At 42.1% G+C, this 18,373-nt stretch carries 13 protein-coding genes; 6 read left to right on the top strand and 7 right to left on the bottom strand.

The window, feature by feature from the left end; genetic code table 11:
* Positions 1-221 precede the first annotated feature (221 nt).
* Entirely contained in the window at positions 222-2,720 is a 2,499-nt protein-coding gene (locus tag DC487_RS02670; protein WP_116774396.1) for a glycoside hydrolase family 95 protein, read from the bottom strand.
* A 76-nt stretch (positions 2,721-2,796) separates the two neighbouring features.
* Positions 2,797-3,660: an AraC family transcriptional regulator gene (locus DC487_RS02665; RefSeq protein WP_116774395.1), complete on the bottom strand. Its 864-nt coding sequence runs from the start codon at positions 3,658-3,660 to the stop codon at positions 2,797-2,799.
* Between the two features lie 191 nt (positions 3,661-3,851).
* On the opposite strand from DC487_RS02665, the gene DC487_RS02660 reads away from it, so the two are divergent.
* Entirely contained in the window at positions 3,852-4,871 is a 1,020-nt protein-coding gene (locus DC487_RS02660) for a zinc-binding alcohol dehydrogenase family protein (RefSeq protein WP_116774394.1), read from the top strand.
* Between the two features lie 61 nt (positions 4,872-4,932).
* A complete protein-coding gene (locus DC487_RS02655; RefSeq protein WP_116774393.1) occupies positions 4,933-6,363 on the top strand; it encodes a tagaturonate reductase in 1,431 nt (476 codons plus the stop codon).
* Positions 6,364-6,449: 86 nt separating this feature from the next.
* Here the strand turns inward: DC487_RS02655 and DC487_RS02650 are convergent, their stop codons facing one another.
* From DC487_RS02650 to DC487_RS02635, 4 genes are all read right to left on the bottom strand, one after another.
* On the bottom strand, positions 6,450-6,722 hold the full coding sequence (locus DC487_RS02650) for a hypothetical protein (RefSeq protein ID WP_116774392.1): 273 nt from the start codon (positions 6,720-6,722) through the stop codon (positions 6,450-6,452).
* 139 nt (positions 6,723-6,861) lie between these two features.
* Complete coding sequence (asnB, locus tag DC487_RS02645) at positions 6,862-8,550, bottom strand: asparagine synthase B (protein ID WP_116774391.1); 1,689 nt, start codon at positions 8,548-8,550, stop codon at positions 6,862-6,864.
* Between the two features lie 170 nt (positions 8,551-8,720).
* Positions 8,721-10,559 (bottom strand): UbiD family decarboxylase, encoded by a 1,839-nt coding sequence (locus DC487_RS02640; protein WP_116774390.1) that lies wholly within the window; start codon positions 10,557-10,559, stop codon positions 8,721-8,723.
* Between the two features lie 101 nt (positions 10,560-10,660).
* The gene (locus tag DC487_RS02635; protein WP_133228334.1) at positions 10,661-11,524 is read right to left on the bottom strand and encodes a Rossmann-fold NAD(P)-binding domain-containing protein; all 864 of its coding nucleotides are present in this window, start codon (positions 11,522-11,524) and stop codon (positions 10,661-10,663) included.
* Between the two features lie 209 nt (positions 11,525-11,733).
* Here DC487_RS02635 and DC487_RS02630 point away from each other — a divergent pair, with 209 nt between their 5' ends.
* Positions 11,734-13,011, top strand: coding sequence for a deoxyribodipyrimidine photo-lyase (locus DC487_RS02630; protein ID WP_116774388.1), 1,278 nt, complete (start codon positions 11,734-11,736; stop codon positions 13,009-13,011).
* A gap of 65 nt (positions 13,012-13,076) precedes the next feature.
* Here the strand turns inward: DC487_RS02630 and DC487_RS02625 are convergent, their stop codons facing one another.
* Positions 13,077-14,879, bottom strand: coding sequence for a chloride channel protein (locus DC487_RS02625; protein ID WP_116774387.1), 1,803 nt, complete (start codon positions 14,877-14,879; stop codon positions 13,077-13,079).
* 135 nt (positions 14,880-15,014) lie between these two features.
* On the opposite strand from DC487_RS02625, the gene DC487_RS02620 reads away from it, so the two are divergent.
* The 3 genes from DC487_RS02620 (at position 15,015) to DC487_RS02610 (ending at position 18,367) form a co-directional block, all read left to right on the top strand.
* Positions 15,015-15,857: a methylated-DNA--[protein]-cysteine S-methyltransferase gene (locus DC487_RS02620; RefSeq protein WP_116775013.1), complete on the top strand. Its 843-nt coding sequence runs from the start codon at positions 15,015-15,017 to the stop codon at positions 15,855-15,857.
* Positions 15,833-16,432, top strand: coding sequence for an alpha-ketoglutarate-dependent dioxygenase AlkB family protein (locus DC487_RS02615; RefSeq protein ID WP_116774386.1), 600 nt, complete (start codon positions 15,833-15,835; stop codon positions 16,430-16,432). The genes DC487_RS02620 and DC487_RS02615 overlap by 25 nt, the downstream gene beginning before the upstream one ends.
* Positions 16,433-16,519: 87 nt before the next feature.
* On the top strand, positions 16,520-18,367 hold the full coding sequence (locus DC487_RS02610) for a mechanosensitive ion channel family protein (protein WP_116774385.1): 1,848 nt from the start codon (positions 16,520-16,522) through the stop codon (positions 18,365-18,367).
* Positions 18,368-18,373: the final 6 nt, after the last annotated feature.

Genomic DNA, 18,373 nt, shown 5'->3' with positions numbered 1-18,373 from the left:
TAATAAGCAAACTTGCACCTTTTTGAATCTATATTCCAATACCTATTCATGGATTATAATAGATGATACAAAATGAATTGACAAAGCAAAAAATCCCCCTCACACATCTTATTCAGAAAAGAGCTGCGAGAGGGATTTAGTTTATTGAATAGTAACATGTGAAGTGATACTAGTACCAAGTATCATATTCACATTCCTTCATAGATATCAGGTATTGCATACTAATGCTTACTCTTTATAATGCGGTAAACTTTATTGGGAACGGTTGCAAATTCATACACATAGTAATCTCGATCTTTGCGCATCACGGCATTAGCGCCTTTGATCTTGATCGGTGTGGTGGTGCGTAGTGTACACGACTCTCCCGACAAAGAGGTTACTTTACCAGAAACGAGTTGGCCATTGGCCCACACGAGGTCTAATTCAAAATTCCCTCGTGCTCGAATGCCGTTCAGCTTCCCAGATTTCCAAGCCGCAGGTAGCGCAGGCAACAGGTGTATTTCTCCCAAATGACTTTGCACAATCATTTCCATCATACCTGCCGAAGCACCAAAATTGCCATCAATTTGAAACGGCGGATGTGCATCAAAGAAGTTAGGATATGTGCCGCCGGTTCCTTGATCATTTGGGTCGCAATAATGAAGAATCTCGCGCACCATTTTGTGCGCATGATCCCCTTCCAATAGTCGCGCTGCGAAATTGATTTTCCATGCTTTGCTCCACCCCGTTCCTTCATCGCCACGAAGTTCAAATGACTTGGAAGCCGCAGCCGCTAAATCTGGTGTGGTGAGCGGCGAAATATCAATACCAGGATGTACACCATATAATTGCGACAAATGCCGGTGATGTGGATCTTCCTCTTCATATTCCTCAGTCCACTCTAACAACTGACCTTTGCTACCGATTTTGTAAGGATACAATAAGGCGATTTTCTTAGAAAGTGTATCTCTAAACTCTTGATCCACGGCTAAGATTTCGGTAGCAGCAATTACGTTGCGGAATAAATCTCGAATGATAGCCATATCCATAGTAGTACCTTCTGAAACCGCAACACGCTTACCTTCATAGATAAATAAATTTTCAGGCGTAGTGGAAGGTGAGGTCATCAGCAAACCGTCTTTCTCAATCATCCAGTCTACACAAAATAATGCGGCCTCCTTCATAATAGGATACGCCTGATTTTTTAAGAAATCTTTATCCATAGAAAATGCATATCGCTCCCAAAGGTGCCTAGATAACCAAGCGCCGCCCATGTACCAATTGGCCCAAAGCGGATCTCCGCCACCGACATTGCCGACAGCATTACTTAAGGCCCAGATATCAGAGTTATGATGTGCAACCCAGCCTCTTGTTTTGTAATATTCCTGAGCTGTTAGTTTGCCAGTTACGGACAGGTCTTCTATAAACTCCAGCAATGGCGTATGTAGCTCAGATAAATTACCCACTTCGGCAGGCCAATAATTCATCTGGGTATTGATATTGATGGTAAAATTGGAACTCCATGGTGCTCTCAATTCTTTGTTCCATATACCCTGTAAATTCGCTGGTGTACCTCCATCTCTTGAGGAGGAGATCAATAAATAACGACCATATTGCAGGAAGAAAGCTTCTAATTCCAGATCTTTATTTCCATCGCTATACCGCTTCAACCTCGCATCAGATGGAATTTTGGCTAAATTATCGTTCGTTTTGTCCGCTACCAAGTTGAATGCTAAGCGATCATAAAGATTGCGGTAATCTTGAATATGCGCTTGCTTTAGAGATTCATAACGCATTTTTGACGCATCTTTTAAATATTGAGCTGTTAATGCTTTTTCATCTTTCCCATCACGATCAGGACACTTATCAAATCCATTAAAACTTGTCGCAGCCGTCAAATATAGGATTACCTCCGATGCATCAGCGATCTGTATGCCATCCTCATTTTTAGTCACTTTACCATCTGTAGATGCTATGTGAAGTAGGCTATTAAAACGCATCCCATTACATCCATTGGTGTCCTCCCATACAATTGGATTTCGCCCTTCTTGATTAAAGTACGATGGATCGACTCTTGCTGGCGCTTTTCCTGAGTAGGAAATAGTATTTCCATCGGTAACCGTTGCTTCGCCTCTAAGTTGACTGGATAAGGTGAAATGCAGATTCAACATCTTTGCTTTGTCGGATTTGAAACGCAGCGCCAACACGTTGGATGGATTAGACACAAAAAGCTCACGTTCGTAACGCACACCGTCTTTCTTGTAGTTTACGGTGGAGATGGCTCTGCTTATATCCAATTTCCTAACATAATCTTCCACGTCACCATGACCAGCAAAATGTTGTTTGATATGCAGATCGCCTAACGGCAAAAACGATTCAGAATAATGGCCTTGCATTTTTTTTGTCAAGTCATTTGCCAATTCAAAATTCTTTGCAGCCAGCGCTTCGCGAATCGGTTGCAAATACTGATAGGCATCTGGGTTTACATTATTCTTTCGTGGCCCACCAGACCATAACGAACCTTCATTAAGCTGGATAATCTCGTCGTCCACTTTACCAAATACCATAGCTCCTATTTTCCCGTTACCAATAGGAAGAGCCTCCACCCACTGCTCGGCAGGCGCATCGTACCATAGGGTATTATTGGTTTGCGAGAAACCAAGCAAACTCGTTAGTAAGAGCGGAATTAGGAAAACGAGGGATTTTGTGATTCTGGTTTTGGAAAAGCTAGTATGTGTCATATTTTAAGATGTTGATGATCTCCATTTACGGCTAGGTAGTCGGAGAATTATTTATGGATTGGTAGTCTTTATTTTTTTATTGTAGATAAGCCTTTTGGTACTGCACGGGAGTTTTCCCCTTGATATTCTTGAAAAAGGCATGAAAGCTCACAAAATTATTGAACCCCACTTCGTAACATATTTCTTTCACGCTTAAATGCCCTTCAATAAGTAATCGACAAGCATTGCCAATGCGTATTTCGTTAATAAATCTAGAATAGGTTTTTCCCGTTTTTGCCTTAAAAAATTTGCAAAATGCGCCACGACTCATCTTTGCGACATTAGCAATGTCGTCTAGATTAACCCGACTATGATAATGGTTTAGCGTGAAATTGAAGATAGCCTGCATGCGATCCATTTCAGACTTAACCAATTGATTGTTAAAACCCTCCGAAGCCAGGTATTTTTTAGCAGTACTTTCCGAAATGAGTAACAGCGCATCCATCAAATTGAGGATCTTCCGACTGTCGGATCCTAACGCAATAGCTTCAATCACTTCAGGTAGGCGTCCTTCATTTAGCGTTTCAATTTGTATACCTCGTTTAGCAGCTTCAAGTACAAGTTGCAGCGCCCTATTTTCGGCTAATTCTAGAAACTCCTCGCCCCATATATTGTTGAAATGCACTACAAAAACTTCCAAAGGTTCGCTATCGATATCTTTAAAATAGTGATCTGCATATTGCCAATAATGAGGCAGATTACTCCCTACTAATATGACATTACCTGCTTTAAAAGGTCGTACATCGTCACCAATAAATTGGGTTCCGCTACCCTTCTTCACATAAATCAATTCCAATTCCGCGTGATAATGCCAGATGTTGTTTACATCAGGGGTTTTATCGATCCTAACATGAAAGGATCGCTCAGAGTTAGACGCTAATTTTAAAAGAAATGGCTTCATTAGGTTTATAGCATTTTATCAAAAATAAATTATTCACCCATAATACGAATATCCGTAGGCATAAATGATAATATCATTTAATAATAGGACAATTTCATGAAATTTTATCGGTCAGGATTGCCATTATTTTGTGTCAACATTGTAATTCATGCTGAACAATGTCTAACTTTTTACTCTCAACTATCCAAAAAATGAAATACCTAGTTTGCGAAAAACCCTATAAACTATTGACCCGCAATAAACCAATACCTGAACCTCGCAAAGGCGAATCCTTGCTAAAAATTAAATTGGCCGGCATATGTGGCACCGATATTCACGCGTATGAAGGTACACAACCATTCTTTGATTATCCTAGAATACTAGGACACGAGCTAGCCGCCGAGTATGTAAGCGGTTCTAAAGCCGGGATGACTGCTGGAGATCTGGTCACGGTGATCCCTTACTTTCATTGTGGCAACTGTATCGCATGTAGGCATGGTCGCACAAATTGTTGCGCCAATATTCAGGTCTTTGGGGTGCATATTGATGGTGGATTTAGCGAATACATCATCGTAAAAGACGAGTACATCGTTGCAGGGAAAGGGTTGTCTTTAGAAGAGTTAGTCGTAGTAGAACCACTTGCTATAGCTGCTCATGCAATTCGCAGAGCACAGGTTTCTGATCAAGATACGGTTTTGATTATGGGTGTTGGACCAATCGGAGCTGGACTAATCCATTTTGCAAAAGTCGCGGAAGCAAAAAAGATCATCGTGATGGACACGAATAAAAACAGACTTCAATATGCCAAAGATACACTCCAAGTAGATGACATTATAAATCCTACAAAGGAAGATGTGATGGTATCGCTAAATACCATGACGAATGGAGATATGCCAACAGTTGTATTAGATGCCACTGGCAACCATAAGGTATTAGAAGGAGCCTTCTCTTATATGGCACATGGAGGTCGCTATGTACTGGTTGGCATTCAAAAGAGTCATTTAAGCTTTAGTCATCCTGAGTTCCATAAGCGCGAAGCGACTCTCATGAGTAGTCGGAATGCCACCTTACAAGATTTTAACTTTGTAATAGATTGTTTGCAAAAAGGTAAGATCAACCTTCAAAAATACATCACGCATTATCTTCCATTTAGCGCTATCGAATCGGATTTTGAATCGCTAAGAAACGCAAATACGGATGTTCTGAAGGCGGTCATTGATTTTGCTAAATAGATAAAAAGGTCTACATACGCTAGTCAGCTTGATCTACAGACTAATGTTAAAGAATTAAACGATGAAAAACCTAAACCGTAAAATTGCTACAAAATCCCTATTGCCTACAAAAGTACTTCAATTTGGATCCGGAAATTTTCTGCGCGGCTTCGCTAATTATATTATCGATGAATTAAATGATCAAGGCTTCAACGGAGGTATTGCTGTGGTCAAAAATCGTCCCGGTTCGAGCATGCTCGATTTGCAGCAGCAAGATGGTATTTTCACGCTATTTACGGAAGGTATTAAAAACGGAGAAGTTGTCCAGCAGAGTAGATTAATCACCTGCACGAATACCCTCATCAATCCTTATGATAGCTATGAAGCTTATTTAGATCTTGCCACCGAACCGGAATTAAAGTTGATCGTATCCAACACAACGGAAGCCGGAATCTATTTTGATCCATCTGATGCGCATCTCGAAAATGGCCCACATAACAGCTTTGCCGCAAAACTCACCGCATTGCTATACAAAAGGTATGTATTCTTTAATGGCGACCCAGAAAAGGGCTTATTCATACTCCCGTGTGAGCTGATAGAAAACAACGGAAAAGTACTTCGCGAGATTGTCTTGCAATACGCGGCATTGTGGCATTTAGCGGATGAATTTGTAGATTGGCTATTAAACCAAAGTCGGTTTTATAATACGCTAGTCGATCGTATCGTCTCTGGATATCCAAAAGAGAATGAGGCAAAGTATGCCACACAATTGGATTATACGGATAAGCTGATCACGATCTGTGAGCCCTACCTTTTCTGGGCGATAGAAGGAGATGCTGCGCTCGCCGAACATTTCCCTTTTCATCATTTTAGAGATCAGATTGTGCTTGTGGATGATTTAACTCCTTACCGCCTTCGCAAAGTACGCATCCTAAACGGTGCACATACGATAATGGCTCAAATCGGCCGTTTACAAAATCTGGAAACTGTGGGAAACTGCATGCAGAATGAATTTACGCATAACTTTACTCTGAAAGCAATCCAAGAGGAGATATTGCCCACCATATCATTCCCCGCACACAATCTTGAGCAATATACGGAGGAAGTGCTTGATCGTTTTAAAAACCCCTACCTTCGGCATTACTTGAGCGACATAGCACAAAACACGATCGTAAAATTCAAAATGCGTCTGCTGCCGGCAATTGTTGATTACATCAGAATTAAACACACCTATCCTAAGCACCTGATTTTTACATTGGCGGCATTAATTCATATAAATAAGAAAGAATGGGATAGTTGGTTACTGGCGGCGGATCCCATCGAATCAGATATGGACAGTCTAACGAAAAATTCTTCGAACCGTTCGACATATGACAAAGTTGTATTCAGCTTTATAGCTAAGTACGAATTCGCGGATCGTTACTTAAACAAAGACAACTTTTCGCAACCACTAAGTCATATGTTGGAGATAATAGACAAGCATGGTTTGGAAAATGGTTACGCTAAATTTTGATGGGCATGTTTTATTTACGGAGTGGGCATTTCTTACAGAGGTAATCAAATAGAATTCGTATAACAATGATTTACTGAGTTTTAAAACTACTCACTCGTATCATCATCATAATCTATATGTAGAATCATTGCTAGCGCCTTATTGCTCACCTTCGCGAGATCTTTGGGAAAACTATTTTTACTCGTTAAGGTATTTGAGCAATAGGCCAACAGCATACTTGTAGAGACTAGATCACCTTTGGCCTTAATAAAATCGTACAATACTTTTCTCAACAAAAGTAGATCTGCCTCATCTAGTGTAACCGCCACTTTATTGCTTGTCAGATAATGCTCTATAATTTTCTCCGAATCGTTAATCATAATCAAATATAGAAAATATTTTAACTAAAAATATCTTAAAGAAGAAAATTGTAATATTTAATATAATTATATAGCTCAAAATAAAAAACGAGCGCTATCGCGCTCGTTCATCCAATTATAAAGTAACAATTGATTAAGTTTAAACTACCTGTTCAGGTGTTTTTGAGTAACTGTCATTGTGTACATTTGCTACTGCACGACCAGAAGGGTCATTCATATTCTGAAATGAAGCGTCCCAAGCTAATGCTTCTGGCGTACTACAGGCTACTGATTTTACAGAAGGCACCGTACCTGCAGCCGCTTCCGAAGGGAAATGCGATTCAAAAATAGTACGGTAATAAAACTCTTCCTTATTCTTAGGTGTGTTTATTGGAAAACGGCCAGCTGCTGCTGCAAATGCTTCATCGCTCACATTTGCTTCTGCCTGCGCCTTCAACGTGTCTATCCAGCTATAACCTACACCATCCGAAAATTGTTCTTTCTGTCTCCAAGCGATACTTTCTGGCAGATAGTCCTCAAATGCTTTACGTACTACCCATTTCTCCATACGGCCATCTCTGATCATTTTATCCGAAGGATTGATCCGCATGGCTACATCCATAAACTCTTTATCTAAAAATGGAACACGACCTTCAACTCCCCAAGCAGCCAATGATTTGTTGGCTCGCAAACAATCATAGAGATATAATTTTTTGAGCTTGCGTACCGTCTCTTCGTGGAATTCTTGCGCATTAGGCGCTTTGTGGAAATATAAGTAGCCGCCAAATAACTCATCAGAACCTTCTCCTGAAAGCACCATTTTGATACCCATCGACTTGATGACACGAGCCAGTAGATACATCGGCGTAGATGCTCTAATCGTGGTCACATCATAGGTTTCCAAATGATAAATAACGTCACGAATAGCGTCCAAACCTTCTTGAATAGTAAAGTTAATCTCATGGTGAATCGTACCGATGTGGTCAGCAGCTTTCTTGGCAGCGATCAAATCCGGTGCGCCTTGCAAGCCGACAGCAAACGAATGCAGACGTGGGTACCACGCCTCTTCCGCATCGTCAGATTCTACACGCTTGGATGCATATTTCTTGGTAATCGCAGCGATAACAGAAGAATCCAAACCACCAGAAAGCAATACACCATAAGGCACATCCGACATCAATTGACGGTGTACTGCATCCTCTAATGCTTGTCTAAGTTCATCAATATCAGTTTTATTTTCAGATACTGCATCAAATGATTCCCAATCTTTGGAATACCAGCGTTGTGGAGCCGTACTTTCTGCGCTATAGATATAATGTCCCGGAGGAAATTGTTCGATTTTAGTGCAAAACCCTTCTAAAGACTTCAACTCAGATGCGACAAATAGTTGCTCATCATCATCATAGCCGTAATACAGTGGAATGATCCCCATATGATCACGAGCGATCAAAAAGCTATCGTTGCGGGCGTCGTACAAGGCAAATCCAAAAATACCATTCAACTCTGCTAAGAAAGATGCACCACGCTCTAAATACAAAGCCAGGATAACTTCTGAGTCGGACTGTGTAGCAAATGGATAATCGGGCAAAGTAGCACGCAACTCACGATGATTGTAAATCTCACCATTCACGGCTAACACCACTTGCTTGTCTGCGCTGTACAAAGGCTGGCTACCCGATTGTGGATCCACAATCGCCAAGCGCTCATGCGCTAATAGCGCTTTAGAAGAACTAAATATACCAGACCAATCTGGTCCTCTATGGCGTATACGTTTAGACATTTCTAAGACCTGCGGTCTCAGCGTTTCTTCTGATTTCTTTATGTCAAATGCTGCAATAATCCCGCACATACTATTTTAAATTTTAATCGAATACACTCTTTTGTCAATACTCTATAACAAAGAAACAGATTAAAAAATTAAATTCATAACATTTTTGGCTTTTTGTTGAATTATTTACAACACAAAGACAAAGAGGTTAATCAGATCGCATCATTTTACAAAAATACTTGAAACAAATATCAAATTATACCATACAATGATCCCCCCTTCGCACCCAATTGATCCACTCTGCGTTCTACATCAGGATCTTTGATCAACGCCGGTGCATGATGTGGTTTGGTACGCGCGTCGATAATAAGTGGTCCGTTACAGCCCCAATGTTTGAATCGCGTAAAAGCATCTACACCATAAATATCATGCGAAGGATTGCTACGTGTAAAGGTAACCCAGACAAAATTGGCTGGCGTCTCTGCAGCAAAACCCGCATCGTCTGCTAGTACAATTAAACGAATTCCGTTTAGTTGCTCTGCATTAATTGCTTTAGACCAATGATCTATTTTCTGTTGTTCTGATTCGTAATTTTCGAAATCACTACCTTCTACGATCAATACACCCGGCAAGGCCATTTTGGCGCGCCCGAATGGGCGTGGAAAATCTAATCCAGCTGGGATCTCGGTCGCTAGCTTATATTTTGGCGAACCTACCGCCGCAAACACCACTTTCGAACCGGCATTTAGTCCATCACCCGAGTAATCTAGCGTATCGATGGTGGTATTGGTTTGAAAATGCACATCTCTATCCCACTCGATTCTTTCCAAAATGTGGCTTAGATAACCGACCACATCGTGAATGTCCAACTGAGGATTGTCATCGTACGAGGAAATGAATAAATATTTAGCGAGACTGAGCTGATTTTTGCCCAAGATCTGATTCGCAATGGTCAACAGTTCTTGCGGTCGCTCCACTTGCTGATAAGGCGTATAACGTTCGCTACCGATGGCAAATAATAAAGGATGTACACCCGCGGCGTCAACCGCATGCACCGCATGCAAACCATTGATCTCCTGCGGTATAGCAGATCCCGTGATTTCATGAATCAGCGCACCAAAACTGGTATCTTCTTGCGGTGGTCGCCCGACGACAGTAAATGACCAAATCGGATTTTTGCGGTGATATACCCGATGCACTTTCATCAACGGAAATGGGTGCGTTAGGGAATAATATCCGATATGATCACCAAAAGGTCCTTCGGGCTTGTTTTCATTAGGATACACCGTGCCTGTAATTACAAAATCAGCATCCGAAGAAATGCAAAATCCTTCTTCGTCATAGAAATAACGAAATCTTCTGTTACCTAATGCGCCGGCAAAGATCGTTTCTGACAAACCTTCTGGCAGTGGCATCACGGCAGAAAGTGGATGTGATGGCGGCCCACCGACAAAGATGGAAACTTTGAGTGGGCGACCCAATGCATTGGCTTTCGTCTGATGAACACCAATTCCACGATGCAATTGATAATGCAGACCTATTTCTTGATCGGCAATATAATCATTACCAGAAAGCTGAATACGATACATACCTAGATTGGCATTCATAATTCCTGGGCGATCGGCATCTTCTGTATATACCTGCGGCATTGTGACAAATGCACCACCGTCCATCGGCCAGTTGACGATTTGTGGCAGCTCAGAGATTTTAGTACGCCCGTGTAAAATTGGCGCATTCGATTTCTTTTTCCAAGGTAACGCTCCAAGCGCGGTCATCGCCGATCCGGCATAGTAGAAAGGTTTTTTGACGACCGACATCGGATCCATCTTTACATCTACCAGCTTTTTTACATTGGCTAATGAGTCGCGAAACATGAATTTGGATCGATCTAGCGTACCAAACAAGTTGGATACTGCTGGAAATTGACTTCCTTTGATGCGCTCGAAATAGATTGCAGGCCCGCCTACATCGTATACCCGCATATGTATAGCGGCCATTTCTAAGTAAGGATCGACTTCTTCTTTTACCCTAATCAGATGACCATGCTGTTCTAAATCGGCGACGCAATCCGCTAAACTTTTGTATCCCATATCTTATTATCTGTGGCAACACAAAAATAGCAGGATAATCTCCGCCATCTTAAAAAACTGCAAAAAATATGCACTTCCCTTCCTGCTAACGAAAGAACACCCTACTGATCATTCAGAATAACTTCCTCGATTGGCGTAAAGGAAAACGATACACGTTTGGCCCAAGCCGAGTTGTCAAGCGGGTACTCATAGCGAAACATCCTTTTTATTTCTAAGTGATCCTCCTGATGAAGCTTTCTCCTAGACTGAAAGAAGATGGAATAAATAAAATGCGGCACAGCGATGCCCACATTGCTGACCTTATTAATACTTTTATAGAGTCGAAATAATTCTCGTACACTCATTTTTTGAATCCCACCAAGCTCTAATATCTGATTAATAAAATCCTTTTGCCAGTCAATCGTGCGTATCCATCGCAACACGTCCAAAGCCGCAATAGGTCTAAACTCTACATTCGCCATTGCTTTATCGTACCAAACGTATTTTTCATTAAGCAATTGTCTAAAATAGCGATCGGCCAAGCTGTGTTTTCCTAATGAAATATTGGAAATCACGATAGTATAGTTAATCTCATAATCGGTAAACAGTTGCTCAATATAACGGATGTAATTTTGATCAACCAAACGTGCGAAGTAAACCACGCGATTACATCTATTTGTTCTTAAAAGCGTTATAAAGTTTTTCAAACGCGTAAGTTCTACCTGCAGGCTTACCTGATCTTCCAGACTGGAAGTGGGAGCAAAACAGATCCCAACATCAAGGTTGGCAACGGCGCAATCCGTATATGAATGTTCTTTTCGCAATAAATCGACCGGCAACAAAGTAGCAGTAACCGGCTCAAAACCGGTTAACTCAAACAGCTTAGCGTCGCGAATAAGGCCATAAACCTGACAATCTTCAGAAGCCAAATTACTTGCCGCTCTCCTCCCCAAATAGCTATTAAGTCCACTGATAAGCATACTCATACTTTGATTTTAATAGTGTTCTTAACGAACTTTATAAGTAGAATTAATTTCAAAATTAGAACACGTGTATGAAACGATTTGTTTTACTATAATTAGTATCACGAATTAATACGCACTCACCAATGTCTAAATCGTGTCAAATATAAGACGTATAATGCGATTGCGCACTTGAAAACTTATATTTGTGATTGGTAAGATTCACATAATTTATGGATAAAAGGAGAGTTATTCTTGTTTGGTTCAGGAATGATCTACGTTTGCACGACAATGAGATTCTACTCGAAGCCGTACAAAAAGCCGATGTGGTAATTCCGGTTTATTGCTTCGACCCCCGATATTTTAGCACCAATAAATATGGCGGAAAAAATACGGGTGTATTGCGTGCGCAGTTTATCAGGGAAACCGTGCAATCTTTCAAACAAAGCCTGCGAGACCTTCATGGCGATCTTATGACTTACCATGGCTATCCAGAAGAGATCATACCACGTTTGGCGGCTAAGTACGATGCAGATGAGGTATATCACCATCGGGAGGTTGCGCAGCGTGAAACAAAGATTTCAGAGCTTGTTGAATCTTCCTTATGGCAATCCAATCGCATCAATCTAAAACATTTCATCGGTCATACGATGTATCACAAGGAAGATCTTCCTTTTCCGGTACGCGATATTCCTGATTCCTTTGCTCTTTTCAAAAAGAAGGTCGAGCGGGAAAGCCAAGTAAGACCAACACTGGCTGAAATTAATCAAATCCTAATCCCAACACATTTAGAAGCGACAGAAATCCCGACCTTGTCGGATTTAGGATTTACAAACGAGGAGATCGCTACAGTATCACAAAAGCAATTGATCGGCGGCGAGCAGCATGGATTGGAAAATCTAGACGTTATATTGAGCGATTCGTACAAAGGTTTTCACGACTTTACTTTGATATCACCTTACATGGCAACCGGTGCACTGTCGCCCGTTTTGGTCTACCATCGCTTGCATGCGGCCATGACGCCGACCAATAAAAAACGGTTGGAACGCCGAACAGCAAGACTTTTTTGGCGCGATTACTATCGCTTTATGCTCAAGAAATATCCTAATGTATATTTCAAACTACACGGACATCAAGGTACGCCGCCGGAGCAAAGTGGAAAAGCATTAGAATACATGGATTGGAAAGCAGGAAAGACTGGTCAAGCGTTTATAGATCAAGCGATCCATATCTTGCGAAGCACAGGCAATCTGCCTTCGGAGGCACGCATCGTATTAGCCCTTTACTTACTGCAAGAAACCAATAATACCTGGTTAGAAAGTGCATCTTTTTTCGAAGAACATTTATTGGACTATAATCCTGCTACAACCTATGGCATTTGGTCGCATATTGCGGGAGTGGGCACGAGCAAAAAAGATAATCTCACCGGAATAAATTGGCAAGATGCACTAGCCAAGCATTATCCCAAGGGATTACAATACGAGGAAAATACCATCAACGCTAAACCATAGTGCACAAACGATCAGGGAGCGATTATCTGTCTTAGGATCTTTCCTCCTCTCCGAAAATGCGCTTACTATTGATCGAAGTAAGAAGCTTGTCGCACCAGTAATGCGCGGTATTTATTGAACACTGCAGATTTGGAAACGAAACCTTGATAAAAGCCGCTGGCATCCAATACTGGTAAAATCCATACATCTTCCCGATTCATTTTTTGCATGACCAGCTCCATGTTGGCATCGAGCGATACGGTATCGATGGGTTTTTCTGCCAACTCCGCCATCGTCTTTTTCAATCCTTCTGGCTGTTCTCCAAGCAGGATTTCTAGCAAACGCTCACTATAGATGACGCCCAAAAACTTACCATCCTCCCCCACTACCGGAAAGATGTTGCGTTTCGTGTGGATGATATCATGACTTCTATCTTGTGGATATTCATCAGGGCGTAGGATGGTAAAATTATTCTCCAACACATAGCGAAGCTTCATCATGCTGAGCACCGTACGATCCTTATCTTCATGACTAATCAAATCGCCTTGTTCTGCCAATCCTTTGGTATAGATGGAATGCTTGAGTACCACGCGGTTGATGAGGTAAGCAATTGCCGTAACCAACATTAAAGGCACCATCAAGGCATAACCACCCGTGATTTCGGCGATCAAGAAGATAGCTGTTAATGGTGCATGCATCATGCCAGCTAGCGCCCCAGCCATTCCGGCTACGGTAAAATTCGCCACATTCAAGTCCACCATTCCCGTCAGGTTCAAACCATAAGAAAAGGCAAATCCCAACAAACCGCCGACGACCAAGCTTGGGCCAAAGACGCCACCATTACCACCACCATTTAAGGTAATAAGTGCCGCAAATGTTTTGGCAAAAACGGTACACAGTGCAAATATCACCACCATAATACCTGTCTGACTGTACTCCGCAAATATGCTATTCTGTAACATGGCCAAATGATTGCCATCAAGAATTTGCTGAATCGCCAAATATCCCTCGCCATAAAGTGCTGGAAAAATGAAGATCAATACACCAAGACTGATTCCACTGATCCAAACCTTACGGTACGGATTATGTATTTTATTGTACTGCAGGCGCAACCAGCCGGCGAGTTTTGCAAAATAAACAGAAAAACCACCTACAATAAATGCGAGCAAAACATAGAAAAATAACGCACTAAAGACCCAATCGTCGGTAACCAAGTGAAATAAAGGCTCGCTATAAATGGAACGTGAAATCACGGCTGCCGTCGCGGTTGAGATCAATAAGGGAATAAATACGGGAATCGAAAACTCTGGAAGTAGGATTTCGATGGCGAAAATCATACCTGCCACCGGACTATTAAAAGCGCCAGAAATACCGGCAGCCGCACCACAAGCTAATAGTAACGTGACTTCGCGATAACTCAGACCAAAGAAACGACCCATATTTGATCCAATCGCAGCGCCCGAATAAGCAATAGGGGCTTCGAGACCAGAGGAACCGCCAAAACCAACGGTAATGGCGCTCGTGACGATCTGCGAATAAATATTATGAGGTTCAATCTTACTCGAATTGCGGGAAATGGCATACATGATCGGCGTCATTCCATGCCCTAATTCTTTCTTGCGAATGAATCTTCGCACATACACCACACTGAGCAAAATACCGACCAGTGGAAAAAGGAGATAAACATAGTATTTGTATTGCGAGCGCACCTCATCTTGCAAAAATGCAGCAATACCATGTGTCATCCCTTTCAGCAGTGCTGCGGCCAATCCGCCAACAATACCCACCAGCAACGCGACCAATATTAGAAAATTTCTGTTCGAAATTTTTTGCATACGCCATTTGTTGAGTTGATCAATGAAACGGTAGAGCTTGGCGGGTATATTCATTATTATTGAAAGGAATGGATGACAGTAGTAAAGTAATTCCTTGCAAAATTAGGGATTGTGTTTGGAATTCAGCAAATTTCGGATTTTATTTACGTGGTATCTTTCGGAACTTTGGATTATAGATACGTTAAGGACATGGAAAATTTGACCGTAGTGAATTTTAAACGCATTGAAAAAGCGATTGCTTTTATTAGTGAGAATTATGGCAAGCAGCCTAGTTTGGATGAAATCGCGGAACAAGTACACCTTAGTCCTTTTCATTTTCAGCGGCTTTTTGCCGAATGGGCGGGCACTACACCAAAACGATTCTTGCAATACATTAGCATAAACTATGCGAAAGAATTATTGAGCAAAAAGCGGGCAACCTTGTGGGAAACTGCCGAAGCGACTGGTTTGTCCAGCACCAGCCGATTGCACGATCTATTCATACAATTGGAAGGGATGACACCCGCAGAATATAAAAATGGTGGCAAAAATTTGCAGATTGACTATCAGGTAAATGCCACTCCGTTCGGAGAAGTGCTGATCGCAAACACAAACAAAGGCATTTGCCATCTCAGCTTCATTGCCGAAGAGGCAGAAGCAGATCTACAGCAATTAATCGCCCAATTTCCACAAGCCACATTCACCGCGAGGCAGAATGATATGCAGGCGAAGGCACTGGAAATCTTTCAATATGATTGGACAGATATGCCACAAATAAAGCTGCACCTGAAAGGCACGAATTTTCAACTTAAAGTGTGGCAATGTTTATTAGAGATTCCGTCAGGATCATTGTCTAGCTACGGAAAAATTGCGCATGCTATCGGGACGCCTTTGGCGCACAGAGCGGTAGGCACCGCAATCGGAAGAAATCCAATTGCGTTTTTAATACCTTGCCACCGCGTCATTCAGACCACAGGCGGCATTGGCGGATACATGTGGGGAACAAACAGAAAAAAAGCAATCATCGGATGGGAAGCAGCGCAAAACCAATAGAATATTTACCAAGGGACGGTAGCAGTGTATATTATGGTGTGATCTGCACGCCACAAGAAGCGGACGACTTTTTGAAAGAGCTTCTCGCGAATATTGCGTGGAAAAACGACGAAGCCGTGATCTTTGGAAAACATATCATCACGAAGAGAAAAGTAGCTTGGTACGGCGATCAAGCATTCGACTACACTTATTCGAATACCACCAAACGTGCCCTAGCTTGGACGCCAGCACTATTAAAGATCAAGCAACAGGTAGAACAACTTACCGGCGAAACATTTAATTCCTGCCTATTGAATCTATATCATGATGGTAGCGAAGGCATGGCTTGGCATAGCGATGGCGAAACGGAGTTGAAGAAGCATGGAGCTATTGCATCCGTAAGTTTTGGCGCGCAGCGCAAATTCTGCTTTAAGCACAAGGAATCTAAGGAAAAGATCGATATTCAGCTGGAACATGGCAGTTTGCTGGTGATGTCTGGCACGACACAGCAGCATTGGCTGCACCGACTTCCACCTACTAAAAAAGTAAACAGTCCGCGTGTAAATCTAACTTTCCGCACCATGATAAAGCGCTAAACAAATCAGTACAGGTTTGTGCCGAATGTTTGAAATGTTGTACTTTTACGGCAGAATCTAGCGTTCACCATTCGGCATATACCTTGTATGACAACTAGTACCAAAATTTTCATTGCCTTTCTTTTCTCTTTTTGCTTTGCGATAGCATACGGATTACAGCAGCCAAGTCAAGATACGCTGCAATCCCGTGCTGATACAGTTACGGCGATCAACCAACGTTCGGTGGATCTGATGCAGCTGATGGAACAACAACGTCGCGATTCCGTAAAACGATTGGCGCTCGAAAATCAGTTGCTCAGTTTGCAATTGAACGATCGGCAAGAAAACCAGCGTTTGGTAGCAGAATTGCGCGTGCTGCAAAGTCGGGATTCCATTTTATTGGCTCGCAGAAAGCAAAAGGTGGATTCGCTCAAGCTGCTTAACGATGGTGTACCGGTCATCCCGTTTAGAGATACTATATTTAGGATATACACCAGCTTAGGTAGTTACACCGCCAAAGATCGCGCGATGGCGATTGAAGAACGCATTCGAAATCTGGCCGCCAATCTCGATTTTCAAGTCGACTCATTGCGCGCTTGGGAAAATGAAAACAATTGGATCATTGCCTGGAATGACCAGATGATTATTAGCTTCAATGATCAAGATGCGTTGTGGACGAATATTGATATCGCTTCGTTAGCGGCGATAAAATTGCAAGAAATCAAAGCCAGCATCATTAAGCACCGGGAAGAGACGAGTCTAAAAAATCTACTGATCTCCTTATCACGAGCCGCGCTGATCATCACGGTATTGTCGTTACTCGTGATCGGTATGAGCCGATTAGCGACTTGGACGCGACGGAAGCTAATCGTGAATCGCGGGAAAAGAATACAAGGCGTTCAAGTCCGTGGCTATCAGCTGATATCTCCTGCACGACAAGTCCGCATTTTGTGGATCATCATCACGGCTGTGAAATGGATGTTGATTCTTACGGCGATCTATTTGGCTCTGCCGATGATGCTCAATTTATTTCCGAGCACGCGCGGTTACACGCCGGTATTGCTCGGTTATTTTCTGAATCCGCTGCGGGATATGGGCGCTTCGATCGTGGCGTATTTCCCCAATCTCATTACGATTATTGTAATATGTGTGGTGTTTCGCTATGCACTCAAAATATTAAAGTTCTTTGCTGGCGAATTGCGTACCGGTGCACTGCATATCCCTGGTTTTTTTCCAGATTGGGCATTGCCTACCTATCATATTTTACGCGTATTGCTATTAGCTTTTCTGATGATTGTGATCTTCCCCTATTTACCGGGATCAGATTCCTCGATTTTCAAGGGCGTATCGGTTTTTATTGGTGTGCTTTTCACATTCAGCTCCGCTGGTGCATTAGGAAACATTGTCGCCGGATTGGTGCTTACGTATATGCGATCATTCTCGCTGGGCGATCGCGTAAAAATTGGCGATCTTAGTGGTGATATCATCGAAAAATCCTTACTTGTCACGCGTATTCGCACGACCAAAAATGAGGTTATTTCTGTACCAAATTCACAGGTAATGAACAGCCACACAATCAACTACAGTGCAGATTCGCAAGAAAAGGGCTTGATTATACATACCAACTTGACGATGTCTTACGAAACGCGTTGGCAGATAGTACACGAACTAGCTAAAAAAGCTGCACTACGAGTAGAATTTATCGAGACGGAACCCGCTCCATTTGTCTTGCAGAATAGTTTGGATGATTTTTACATCACGTACCAAATCAATGCCTACACCAAACACCCAAATAAACAAGCGCAGATTTATTCGGAATTGCACAAAAGTTTGACGGATGTATTTCACGAAGCTGATATTGAATTGCTTTCACCGCACTATAATGCAATAAGAGACGGGAATAAACGCGATATACCGGACGGTTTTAGTACCAAATCTGACGACAAGCTTCACTAATTCATA

The organism is Sphingobacterium corticibacter (genome assembly GCF_003076635.1).
GTDB lineage: Bacteria > Bacteroidota > Bacteroidia > Sphingobacteriales > Sphingobacteriaceae > Sphingobacterium > Sphingobacterium corticibacter.
This window is presented reverse-complemented; position numbering and strand designations above follow the sequence as displayed.